The sequence below is a fragment of the Dyella sp. genome, from assembly GCF_035685885.1.
Classification (GTDB): domain Bacteria; phylum Pseudomonadota; class Gammaproteobacteria; order Xanthomonadales; family Rhodanobacteraceae; genus Dyella.
This window is the reverse complement of the sequence record NZ_DASRZX010000107.1, coordinates 1-11,386: the sequence shown is the minus strand read 5'-3', so window position 1 is coordinate 11,386 and position 11,386 is coordinate 1. Positions and strand designations below refer to the sequence as shown.

11 protein-coding genes are annotated in these 11,386 nt (G+C 60.2%); 4 read left to right on the top strand and 7 right to left on the bottom strand.

Annotation, left to right across the window (positions count from 1 at the left end; translation table 11 throughout):
- Together maeA and VFG49_RS12920 are read left to right on the top strand one after the other, a co-directional pair.
- The coding region (gene maeA, locus VFG49_RS12925) for an oxaloacetate-decarboxylating malate dehydrogenase (protein ID WP_324861106.1) at positions 1-1,191 on the top strand (1,191 nt) is incomplete at its 5' end.
- 47 nt (positions 1,192-1,238) lie between these two features.
- Positions 1,239-2,303 (top strand): transposase, encoded by a 1,065-nt coding sequence (locus tag VFG49_RS12920; RefSeq protein ID WP_324861104.1) that lies wholly within the window; start codon positions 1,239-1,241, stop codon positions 2,301-2,303.
- An 80-nt stretch (positions 2,304-2,383) separates the two neighbouring features.
- Here the strand turns inward: VFG49_RS12920 and VFG49_RS12915 are convergent, their stop codons facing one another.
- The 6 genes from VFG49_RS12915 to VFG49_RS12890 form a co-directional block, all read right to left on the bottom strand.
- Positions 2,384-2,827, bottom strand: coding sequence for a hypothetical protein (locus tag VFG49_RS12915; RefSeq protein WP_324861102.1), 444 nt, complete (start codon positions 2,825-2,827; stop codon positions 2,384-2,386).
- A gap of 405 nt (positions 2,828-3,232) precedes the next feature.
- Entirely contained in the window at positions 3,233-3,448 is a 216-nt protein-coding gene (locus tag VFG49_RS12910) for a hypothetical protein (RefSeq protein WP_324861100.1), read from the bottom strand.
- 96 nt (positions 3,449-3,544) lie between these two features.
- Positions 3,545-3,841 (bottom strand): NadS family protein, encoded by a 297-nt coding sequence (gene nadS / locus VFG49_RS12905; protein ID WP_343215351.1) that lies wholly within the window; start codon positions 3,839-3,841, stop codon positions 3,545-3,547.
- A 2-nt stretch (positions 3,842-3,843) separates the two neighbouring features.
- The gene (locus VFG49_RS12900; protein ID WP_324861108.1) at positions 3,844-4,038 is read right to left on the bottom strand and encodes a type II toxin-antitoxin system RelE/ParE family toxin; all 195 of its coding nucleotides are present in this window, start codon (positions 4,036-4,038) and stop codon (positions 3,844-3,846) included.
- A 231-nt stretch (positions 4,039-4,269) separates the two neighbouring features.
- Entirely contained in the window at positions 4,270-4,827 is a 558-nt protein-coding gene (locus VFG49_RS12895) for a hypothetical protein (protein WP_324861099.1), read from the bottom strand.
- 232 nt (positions 4,828-5,059) lie between these two features.
- Positions 5,060-6,343, bottom strand: a complete 1,284-nt coding sequence (locus VFG49_RS12890; protein WP_324861097.1) for an MFS transporter — start codon at positions 6,341-6,343, stop codon at positions 5,060-5,062.
- Between the two features lie 205 nt (positions 6,344-6,548).
- Between VFG49_RS12890 and VFG49_RS12885 the strand changes: the two genes are divergently transcribed.
- Positions 6,549-9,197 carry a PAS-domain containing protein gene (locus VFG49_RS12885; RefSeq protein WP_324861095.1) on the top strand — a complete coding sequence of 883 codons (2,649 nt, stop codon included), beginning with the start codon at positions 6,549-6,551 and terminating at the stop codon, positions 9,195-9,197.
- Between the two features lie 10 nt (positions 9,198-9,207).
- On the opposite strand, the gene VFG49_RS12880 is transcribed toward VFG49_RS12885, so the two are convergent.
- Positions 9,208-9,855, bottom strand: a complete 648-nt coding sequence (locus tag VFG49_RS12880) for a response regulator transcription factor (RefSeq protein WP_324861093.1) — start codon at positions 9,853-9,855, stop codon at positions 9,208-9,210.
- Positions 9,856-10,873: 1,018 nt separating this feature from the next.
- Between VFG49_RS12880 and VFG49_RS12875 the strand changes: the two genes are divergently transcribed.
- Positions 10,874-11,386, top strand: a 513-nt coding sequence (locus tag VFG49_RS12875; protein WP_324861091.1) for a DUF1254 domain-containing protein, incomplete at its 3' end; no start/stop codon positions are given.

The following is an 11,386-nucleotide window of genomic DNA, read 5'->3' as shown; positions in this document are numbered from 1 at the left end:
GTGGTCACCGACGGCGAGCGCATTCTGGGTCTGGGCGATCTGGGTGTGAACGGCATGGGCATCCCGATCGGCAAGCTCGCACTGTATACCGCTTGCGCCGGAGTGCCACCAGAACTGACCTTGCCGATCACGCTTGACGTTGGCACCAATAACGAAGAGCTGTTGAACGATGAGTTGTATCTTGGCTTGCGCCAGCGCCGTGTGACCGGCAAGGCATACGACGATTTCATCGAGGAATTTGTCACCGCCGTCCAGGACGTGTTCCCGCGCACCTGCATCCAATTCGAAGACTTTGCCTTCAATAACGCCTCGCCCATCCTGGCACGCTACCGCGACCGCGTCTGCTGCTTCAACGATGACATTCAGGGTACGGCCGGCGTAGCGCTGGCTGGCATCCTTGGGGCACTTCGCATCACTGGCGGAAGCCTGCAGAACCAGCGCTTTTTGTTCCTCGGCGGTGGTACAGCGGCCACGGGTATCGCGGGTTTGCTGACCAGGGCCATGATGCAAGAAGGCGTCCCCGAGGCCGAGGCGCGCGCAGCAAGCTGGCTGTTTGATGTCAAAGGGCTGATCCAAGATGAGCGCGCGGATCTGGCCGAATTCCAGAAACCCTTCGCACATCGCCATGCTCCGATCACTGACTTCGCCGCCGCTATCGAAACGCTGCGTCCGACGGCCATCATCGGTGTAAGCGGTGCTGGCCAGGCCTTCCATCAAGGCGTGATCGAAGCAATGTCGCGTGTGAACGAACGCCCGATCATCTTCCCGTTCTCCAACCCCACGTCGCATTCGGAATGCACGGCTGAAGAGGCTTACCAATGGTCGGATGGCCGCGCTGTGTTCGCCAGCGGCAGCCCGTTTGCTCCGGTGGTTTATAACCGCCAGTTTTTCAGCCCTGGACAAGGCAACAACGTCTATATCTTCCCCGCGTTGGGCATGGCGATTTATGCCACGGAAGCGCGTCGCGTCACCGATGACATGGTCATTACCGCCGCGCGCTCGCTGGCCAGACAGGTCACGCAGCTTGATCTCGATCAGGGACGCATCTATCCGCCTCAGTCCAACCTGTTCGCAACCTCCTTGGCGGTAGCCCACGACGTGGTGCAGTTCATTTTCGATCAGGATTTGGCCGGCGTTTCCCGCCCGGACGATCTGCAAGCCTACATGGCATCGAAGGTCTACAAGCCCTGAATTTCAGCCGCGGCATAGCCCATCAAAGCCTTCGAGGAGTTCATCGCGTGTCAGACAGATCGAATTCAAGCCAGGGCCGCCCGCACCGCATCGTCGTCGGCGGCGGCGGTGCGGGAGGCATCGAGCTGGTCACCCGTCTTGGCAAGCATTTTCGCCAGCATAAATCGGCTGGCGGCGTCTCAATCACATTGGTTGACCACGCGCGGTTCCACGTCTGGAAGCCCTTGCTGCATGAAGTGGCGGCCGGCGCGCTGGATGCCGACAAGGGGGGGACTGAGGTACGACTGCTGGTCGACGACAAGAAGCGCCTGGTCAATCGACTGGGCAACACGCTCAAGCAGTATTACCCCCAGCTGCTCGACTGGTTTGAGCAGCACGATACCGTGGTGTTCTTTGATTTTTTGCGACGTTGGCCCACGCTCAAGCAGGCCAAGCGGGCGCACAAGGCCACGCTTGAGACGTTCTTTCGTGCCCACAACGTGCGCTTTGCCACGGTCATTGCTGATCGCGTGCAGGCGATCCGCACAGCCATACCGTTGACCGAGGATCCGGCCGTGATCACCACGCATCAGCTGCTGGCTGAGGCCCTGGTCGAGCAGTTGCAGGTGGCGCTGCAGGCCATCGAACGGTTCGACGAAGAGATCGCCGTGCTCGCTCCCACGCTTCCCGACTACGCGCTCTTCGAAGCCTTGCCCGGCAGTGGGCCGATCCTGACGCCACGGCTGTTGGCCGCCTTCGGTGACCAACGCGAACGCTTCGCCACCGCAGAGCAACTACAGCGCTATTCCGGCGTGGCACCGGTGACGGAGCGCAGCGGTAAGAAAAGCTGGGTGCACTGGCGTTGGCAGTGTCCGACCTTCGTGCGCCAGACCTTCGTGGAATGGGCCGCGCAGACCATCAACAAGTCCTTCTGGGCCGGCGCCTTCTATCGCCAGCAACGCGCCGAGGGCTGCCCGCACCAGGTCGCGGTGCGTGCGTTGGCCTTCAAGTGGATCCGCATCCTGCATCGTTGCTGGCTGTCCCATACGCCCTGCGACGAGTCGCGCTACCTTAGGGCCTTGCAACGTCGTGGCTCGCCCTTGCTCGCCGGGCTGGCTTCATCCGATAGTTGACGGAACGGCTCAGGGCATGAAGCTGACCTTAGTCAGCATAGCCACAATTTCGGGAGACGCCTGGCAGAATCGACTCCGATTCATCGCCCTAGTCGGTCTACACACGCTTCGGCACTTCTCTCGCTCAATCCTGGCTCAACCATCACCGACTGCACACGACCGATACCTGCCTTGTTCTCCTCCAGCATCTTCAGGCAGCCAGAAAACAGGTCCACGGGCAAGACCATCTGTTCGCCCTGGTCGATGAACCTGTTGAGCCAATCGTCTATTGGGCCACCGCCTTCCTCGGCATAGCTACGAACCAGATTTGTTCGAACGTCATGCCGAGGATTTTCGATAGAGCGATCGCGCATGCGTAATAACACATCGTGCATATCCCGTTGGCCACCTGTCTGTTTGCGCAGCCGAGCATCCAGCATCCAGGCAAGAATGGCGCCGCACTGATATGGCACAGCTTGCACGTCTTTGCTTCTCCAGAAGCCCGCCATGACGTCACGATTGGCAATGTGGCGGGCGGGTGACATGTCGTAGCTCGTACTGAGCGAATTGAAGTCGTTTGCGAAGTCTTGAATGGTCTATGCGCCCGACTGCAACATGGCGTGGCTGGTGCGAAATACCGTAAAACCCTCTGAAAACCAGTAAGCGAGCGGCTCTTCATTGCCATCTGACATGCGTCCGGTGCGGGTAGGTATCCACATGTGCGTTTATTCGTGTGTGATTAGCTTTCGAATATTCGACATGTCGGCCCCGCGTGCTACGTACGCGGCAAACGCGCCATCTCTGCCCACACCGGCATTGAAATCATCGTGCTAAACGCTAACGAACTGCTCACCAAACGCCACGCTCTTCGCACACGGGCGCCAGACCGATTGCACAGCAGCGCCAGGTCAACTGAGCACCGACGCCAGCCTGCACACTAGCGCCAGTCATCAGTGCTTGGGTGGTGGCTCGCCAGCGACCGCAATCCAGGCTGCACGGGTGTAGAGTTCCATTTCGGCATCACCGGCCAGGCGTTCGAGCAGCAGTTTCATGTCGTGCTGGTCAGACCCGGATTGCAACGGGCCACGTTGCCTCTCAATGGCCAGCACAGCAATGGCTAGGGCTTTCTTCACCAAGTGCAGGTCGCGTAACTCAATAGTCGCCATGGCGCACCCTCGGCCTATAGGGCAATTGACGCGCGAAGCTTCATTCTGTCGTGTGAGGCTTTCCGTGGCGGTGTAACAATTTGGTACACCGCTAATTTAGTCGACCAGCGCCGCGAGAACATGTCGCGGGTCTTTCTCGATCGCACGCAGCAGGGCGCGCGCCGGGCCGGTCGGATTGCGCCGGCCCTGCTCCCAGTTCTGAAGGGTGCCAAGGTCAACATCAATCACCTTCGCGAACTTCGCCTGGGAAAGCTTGGTTAGCGAACGAATGCGTTTCACCTGCTCGGATGCCACGTAGGTTTGGCGCGAAGGCGCCCGTTCGCCTCGACGGATTTCATCCATCTGGCTGACGCTCTCCAGCAGTTCATTGAATAGCTTTTTGTCCATGGTCATCTCTACAGCTCGATCACTTGCTTAAGAGCCTTCTTCTGCGCGGCAGTCAGGTCCTCGGCCTCATTTTTCGCATACGCCAGCAGCAGGGCGATTTGCGATGCACTCGTGAAGTAGTAATAGATCACGCGCGCGCCACCCCGTTTGCCATGGCCTTTGGCAGCCATGCGAATCTTTCTGAGTCCGCCGGTCCCAGGGATGACATCCCCGGCCTCGGGGTCATTCGCTAATTCGCGCTGGAACTAGGCGTAGTCATCGCCATCTACCAGGGCGACGATTTGCCGAGTGAAGACCGGTGTCTCGATGAAGATCATGGCTGAACCATACGCCAGTGGCGCATATCCGTCAATGGCGTAGCCCAGTGGCCCCTCGCATTGGGCATTTCGGGCTGGCAGACGAAATAATCTGAGGTGGCCTAGGCCCTAGACCCTCTAACACCGGATATGGGACGGAACCCTGCTTAGACCTAGTGCCGATGCGGCTGAACTGGTACCGAGCACGCTGCCGTAGAACTTCGAGTTCAGATTGAAAATGCCGTACTCGAAGCGCACCCGATGCTCGTCGAATTCCTGCTCGATCGAGAGTTGCTTGACATAGGTGGCGCGCAGACCGTTGTTGACGTAGCTGTTCTGGTACCACTGCACCTTCATGCCTAGCTGCGCATAAGGTCCAAAAACGCCCACCCGCGAAAGATCGTAGGTGAGTATGAAATTGTTCGAGCCGATAAAGGTGGGGCGCTGACCGGCATAAGCTTGGCGAGCCGAGCTGTCGGCATTGCGCAAATCATATTGCTCGGTGACCGAGCCGTAGTCTTGCATCAACCAGCCGCTGGCATACATCGTTTTTCGCAGTCCATCCATCTCCGGCGATAGCGTGTCGCAGATGGTAATGAACGGTGCTTCCGAGCCGCGCAATCGATATTGGTCGTACTTCGAACAATCGGTGTTTTGAGCGGCCTTTGAGACACTGTCGTCGGCTCTGGCAGGCATGCTGGTGAGAAGCTAAGCGCCGAGTGCCAATGCGGCCAGCTGACAAACAACGCGAAACGATTTACAACGACGCACGAAGTTAATCACCGTTCCCCCAATTCAAAATTACTATTCGGCATACCCACATGAAAACGGCATCGATCAACTGAGTCGCTGCGATAGAAAGTTGTAGCGCAATGCGGCGCGCGGCCGAATAGCACATCCCGGCTAAACGCACGGCAGCAGTTGCCGATCAAGCGATTTCGGTTACCAACGAGGGCGGCCGGTACACCAGGAAAGTGCAAACCAAGCCGATCAGAGCCGCCAGGGTTAGCCACAGGCCAGGCGCGGCATTGCTGCTAGTGGCGTGAATCAACCAGGTGCATACCGTAGGCGTGAAACCGCCCATGGTCGCCGTCGCCAGGCTGTACGCCAGCGAGAAACCTGTTGTGCGCACGACGGGTGGCATCAGTTCGATCAGTGCCACCACCATCGCGCCGTTGTACATGCCATAGATCAGCGACAACCACTCGCCGACTATCAGCAGTCGCAGGAACGAGGGCGCCTGTGTCAGCCAGTTCAAGGCGGGCCATGCCGTGACAATGGCCAGTACGGTGGCCGCCAACATCAGCGGGCGACGTCCGAGACGGTCCGATAGTGTTCCCATGACCGGCAGCCAGACGAAGTTGGACAAGCCAATGCAGCACGTCACCAGCAGGCTGTCCATGTTGCTCAGGTGCAGCGCTGTCTTGCCATAGGTTGGCGTGTAGGCGGTGATCAGGTAGAACGATACGGTGGTCATGATGACCAACCCCGTGCCGGCGACGATCAAGCGACGATTGGCGGTAATCGAGCGCAGTATCTCGTCGATGCTCGGGCGATGCCGACGAGCCGCGAACTCGGGCGATTCCTGCAGCGAACGGCGAATCAGAAACATCACCGGCACGATGAGGCAGCCGATCAGGAAGGGAATACGCCACGCCCAGGTATCCACCGCCTGCGCCCCGAACTGATAGTGCAAAGCGACGCCCAGCGTGGCCGCGAATACCACGGCTAGCTGCTGGCTGGCCGACTGCCAGCTTACGTAGAAACCACGACGCCCCGGAGTGGCGATTTCCGCCAGATACACCGATACACCGCCCAACTCCGCCCCGGCGGCAAAACCCTGCAGTAGACGCCCCGCGAGCACCAGCAGCGGTGCCAGCGCTCCTAATGTGGCGTAACCGGGCGTGCAGGCGATCAGTAAGATGCCGACCGACATCAGCCCCAGGGTCAGTAGCAAGCCTTGGCGGCGGCCGTGGCGGTCGATATAGGCACCGAGCACGATGGCGCCGAACGGTCGCATCAGGAAACCCGCGCCGAAAGTGGCCAACGACATCATCAGCGAGGCGAACGCGTTACCGGAGGGAAAAAAAGTCGTTGCGATGGCACTGGCGTAGAAGCCATACACCATGAAGTCGTACATCTCGAGGAAATTGCCGCTGGCGACCCGAAAGATTGCCTTGGCACGGCTGGATGTTGAAGACGTATCGGACATAGGGCTGCACGGGTGATTGACGAAAGAGTCTGCGATGACTTCCATCATGCGAGACGGTACGCGACCGGCAGATCACGCTGACGGCGCATCCTTGTAGCGCATACCGGCCCGGTGGCCGAATAGCACATTCCGACTAGATGCCCGACGACTGTGCGAAGATCGTGTTGCGCCGTCGACCGATACGGCCTTCAGAAACAGCGTCACGATGATCCAGCACCGCCAACTCAGCTTCATCCCGTGGCTCGTACTGGGTACGCTGATCGTTGTAAGCGCCTGCGCCACCGGCTGGGTTGCGCGACAGCACGCACTGGACCAGTTGTCGACCCAGGCCGCCGAGCAGCTGCAGATACGCGCGCTGTCCCTGCAGCGCCTGATCGACCGCTACAAGGTATTGCCTACCGTGCTAGCGCTGGATCCGGAATTGCACAGTTCGCTCGCCGGTCCTACGCAAGCTATCGACGTGGCGCTGCTGAATCGCAAACTGGAACAGGCCAACGGTGCCACCCATGCCTCCACGCTGACGCTCTTCGATCGTCATGGCGTTACGGTAGCCGCGAGCAACTGGCGTGAGCCATCCAGCAGCGTGGGACGCGACCTTACCTTCCGTCCTTACTTCCAGCGGGCCATGCAGCAGGATCACGGTGCCTTCTACGGCATCGGCGTAACCACCGATGTGGCCGGCTATTTCATCGCTGAGGCGCTGCATGACGACAGGGGGCAGCGAGTCGGCGTAATCGTGGCCAAGATCACCCTCGACACCTTGCAAAAGGAGTGGACCAACAACGACGACACCCTCTTGCTCAGCGATGAGCACGACATCGTGTTCCTCAGCACTCGGTCCGCCTGGAATTATCGTCCGCTGCATGCGCTGGACCCCGCAACCACCGCGGCCGTGACCGCGACACGCCAATACGGCGATCGTTTGCTCCTGCCGGCGGAGTTCCAGTCGATCAGGCCGCTAGCCGGTGGTGGCCAACTGGCGCGGGTCCGCACTGTGGCAGCGCCATTGCACGAGGTGGTGTGGCAGTCGAAGGGGCTACCCGCACAACACTGGACACTGCACCTGTTGCAGAGCACTCAGCCGGCGACATTGGCGACCTATCACGCTGTGCTGATCACGCTGGGCGGATGGCTGCCGGCGATCCTGCTCGGCCTGTTTCTCAAGCAGCGCTGGCATCTGGCCCGCTTGCGCCAGCGCAGCCGTGAAGAAATCGAGCGATTGGTCTCGCATTACGCCAGCGCACTGCGTTCCGAACAGGACAGCCTGGTACAAGCGGCACTGCAAGCCGGACGCGGTCACTCAAACGTGCTGCAGCAGATGCCACAAGGCGTTAGCGTGGTCGATGCGCAACTGCGATTGGTGGCGTGGAACACGCGTTATGCGGAGATTTTCGCCTATCCCGACGACTTACTGCACGCCGGACGCCCGATCGAAGATCTTTTCCGCTACAACGCGCAACGCGGCTTATTGGGGCCCGGCAACGTCGAAGAGGCGATCCAGCGGCGGCTGGATTATTTGCGCCGCGGCAGCCCGCACGAGTATGAACGCGCAAGGACCGATGACAGCGTACTGGAGATCCGCGGCCACCCGCTCCCTGGTGGCGGCTTCGTCACCAGCTACGCCGACATCACGGCGTACAAGGATGCCGCGCGCGAGCTGCGCACGCTGACCCACACGCTGGAACAACGTATTGAAACCAACACCCGCGATCTGCGCGTCGCCAAAGCCGAGGCTGAACGAGCCAATCGCGACAAGACCCGCTTCATCGCCGCGGCCGTGCACGACCTGCTGCAGCCATTGAACGCGGCACGCATGTTCGTGGGTGTGTTGCGCGGGCGCCTGATCACGACTAGTGAACAGGAACTGGTCGCGCACATCGAAAGTACGCTGACCGCCCAGGACGAACTGCTGGCTAGCCTGCTGGATATTTCGCGACTGGAGGCCGGCGCGTTGCCGGTCACGATGCAGGACATCGAGATGCTGCCGCTGTTGACCGAACTGGCCCGCCAGTTCGGCATCCTGGCCCAGGCCCGTGGGCTCAGCCTGCATTGGGTGGCGAGCCGGTCGGTGCTACGCACTGACCCTCTGCTGCTGCGGCGCATCCTGCAAAACTTCCTCTCCAACGCGATCCACTACACACCGCGCGGACGCGTGCTGCTGGGCTGCCGCCGGGTGGGCGCGACACTACGCATCGAGGTATGGGATACCGGCTGCGGTATTCCCCCGGCGAGGCAGCAACTTATCTTCGAGGAATTTCAGCGGCTCGATCATGCTCGTCATCCCGATGACCGCAGTGCCGGGCTTGGTCTGTCGATCGTCGATCGCATCGCGCGCCTGCTCGATCATCAGATCGGATTGCGCTCATGGCCAGGTCGAGGCAGCGTGTTTTCGGTCAGCGTGCCGCTGGGCGACCCCACTCAGGTCGCGACGACCGTCGCCGAAACGCCCGCCAATATCGATGAGGATTCGCCGCTGCAGGGTATCTCTGTATGGTGCGTCGACGATGATGGTCAAGTGCGTGAGGCCACCCGTGCACTGCTGCAGCACTGGGGCTGCCAGGTGACGGTGGCCGATGGCTCGCAACAGGCGCTGGCACTCGCCGGGCATGTGGCCGCCCCCGCGCTACTGCTGCTCGATTACCAGTTGGGCGATAGTCTTGGCCCAGATCTGTTGCCGGCGCTGCGCGAGCTTTGGCGCAGCGAGCCGCCGGTGATCGTGCTGTCAGCGCAGCAGGACGAGCAAACGCGCCGGCAACTGGATGCGTTGGGCCTGCATTTCCTTGCAAAGCCAGTCCGACCGGCAGCGCTGCGCGCACTCATGACGCAACTGCTGCTTGCTGCCGGGTCGAAATGAATCCCGCGATTCAGTCGTCCAACGGTTCATCCAGATCAAGCGACTTCAGCATAACCGCGGCCTGTGTACGGGAGCGACATTCAAGCTTGTGCAGAACTGCGGTGACATGGATCCTCACCGTATTTTCGGCCAACCCAAGCTGATCAGCTATCTGCTTGTTCAACAGGCCCTCCGCCACTAGCAGCAAGACGCGCAACTGCTGCGGCGTCAGGCTGGCCAGCCGTGTGGCAAGTGCTGCATCCTCTACGCTGCGGGCAGCCTTCTGCGCTGGAAACCACTGGCCGCCGGCCAGGACCTCGCGTACTGCATCGGCTAGTGTTTCCGCCGAGGCCGACTTGGGCACGAATCCGGCGGCGCCAAACTGTTGAGCGCGGCGCACCGTGCGCGGATGGTCGTTGGCTGAAATCACGATCACCGGCAACGCCGGGCGCTCACCACGCAGCAGCACCAATGATGAAAACCCCATGGCACCCGGCATGCTCAGATCGAGCAATACCAAGTCGACCGCCGTCGTCTTGGCCAGCGCAGCTTCCAGCGCACTCTGGCTGGCCGCCTCGATCGCCTGCCCTCCCACCAGAATCTCGCGCAAGGCGTGCTGCACCGCCGCACGAAACATGGGGTGATCATCGGCAATCAACAATGAGGGCGCTTGCGACATGGCATCGAAATCTCTGGATCCAGCGCGCGAGCATATCCGGTACGGTTGAAGACAGCTTCCACACCGTAGCGGAGGGGTGCAGATTCGTTGCTGGCAGCGGAACAATGCCACCCGAAGGGCGCCGTCGATCCGTTGGTCTAGCGTCTACGGGAACGCTGGGGTTATCCATATGACCACCGGGATTGCCTTGGCGATGGGTCTAAGGACGGTCAGGAAAAGGCGTCGTGAGAAGCTGGTCTGAACTGTCCGCTTTCGACTGCGGATTCAGCCGGTCGTTGCAACACACTAAAGACTGCGCGAGCAGCGGGAGTGTTGCAAGATGTCCCAGCGACCGAAGATGCGTTACACCGAAACCCAGTGTGCTCTCGAAACGATCGTGTGCCTGGCATCGACCTCGACCGACCACGCCTCGATGTCCAACAGCAAGCGATTTTCAAACCACAGCCTCTCTACGCATGGGCTCTGACAGGGCGTAGTCGCGTATCTAAGAAATGGTTTGCCAGGTACTTCGCGAACTGACGGAGCGCCAAGCATCACCAACGCGCTTGCTTCTGTATCGCCGACGCTGACCTGGTCGAAGGCTGCGTTCATGGAATGAGCCCTGTACCAAGCCATAGACGAGTAGCCGGCAGCGGCAAGTATTCCCACATAGAAGGCCATCCTTCCGTACATGCCACCTGCCATCTTTATCCCCTTGCTGTGGCAAATCTGTCCACTACGGGTCGAGGCTGTGTAAAAACGCAAAACAGAATTTCCCACTGTGCAACTTCTGATCAAAATTGTCGGTGTGGATGCGATTCTGGCCCACTCTCGATTTGCACGTCGATCAGATTTCGCGTGGGAGGCACATCTACGCTGGTCACTTTGCGTTTTTACACAGCCTCGGTCGGAAGCGGACGCCTTCGTATCGATGACGGCATGGGGTAAATCTACCTAGATCACCAACGTGCTTCTACGGATGCAGCCCCCGTATCCAGTCGGCATCCTTTGGGATACCGGCAACCAAAGGGTGACACCCATGAAGACGCGTCCGCTCGTGCCTTGCCTCGTTGCCGCGCTTGCCGTGGCTTTGTCACCAGGGCTCTCGAGTGCCGTCGATGCGACGGGGACGGGTAGAACGCCCGCGCAAGCGGATTTGGCTCAACGGAATATCGAGCGTCGAACCGTCGATGCCTTTGTGTGGGGCATGCCCGCCGTCAACTTCCAACTCATGCTCGACGCTTTCGTTGGCTTGGGCGGCGGCCCCAACCAGGTCATTTTTTGGTCCAGGCCGCTGAACTGGAAAAACCAGACGCTCACGCCCAATCCGGACACTATCTACTTCACGCCTTTCTACGACACACGCAACGGACCGGTCGTGCTGGAGATTCCTGCGGCAGGGGAAGGAACTATTACCGGAAGCATCGATGACGGATGGCAAAACCCGCTGGAAGATGTCGGCCCCGCCGGCCTCGATAAGGGTAAGGGCGGCAAGTACCTGATCCTTCCCCCGGGCTACAAGGGACGGGTTCCGCCAGGCTACTTGCCTCTG

Excerpts from the sequence above, each read along its gene's own strand:
- VFG49_RS12915 (WP_324861102.1), bottom strand. The coding sequence starts at position 2,827 with ATGTCACCCGCCCGCCACATTGCCAATCGTGACGTCATGGCGGGCTTC.
- VFG49_RS12910 (WP_324861100.1), bottom strand. The coding sequence starts at position 3,448 with ATGGCGACTATTGAGTTACGCGACCTGCACTTGGTGAAGAAAGCCCTA.
- nadS (WP_343215351.1), bottom strand. The coding sequence starts at position 3,841 with ATGACCATGGACAAAAAGCTATTCAATGAACTGCTGGAGAGCGTCAGC.
- VFG49_RS12895 (WP_324861099.1), bottom strand. The coding sequence starts at position 4,827 with ATGCCTGCCAGAGCCGACGACAGTGTCTCAAAGGCCGCTCAAAACACC.
- VFG49_RS12890 (WP_324861097.1), bottom strand. The coding sequence starts at position 6,343 with ATGTCCGATACGTCTTCAACATCCAGCCGTGCCAAGGCAATCTTTCGG.
- VFG49_RS12885 (WP_324861095.1), top strand. The coding sequence starts at position 6,549 with ATGATCCAGCACCGCCAACTCAGCTTCATCCCGTGGCTCGTACTGGGT.
- VFG49_RS12880 (WP_324861093.1), bottom strand. The coding sequence starts at position 9,855 with ATGTCGCAAGCGCCCTCATTGTTGATTGCCGATGATCACCCCATGTTT.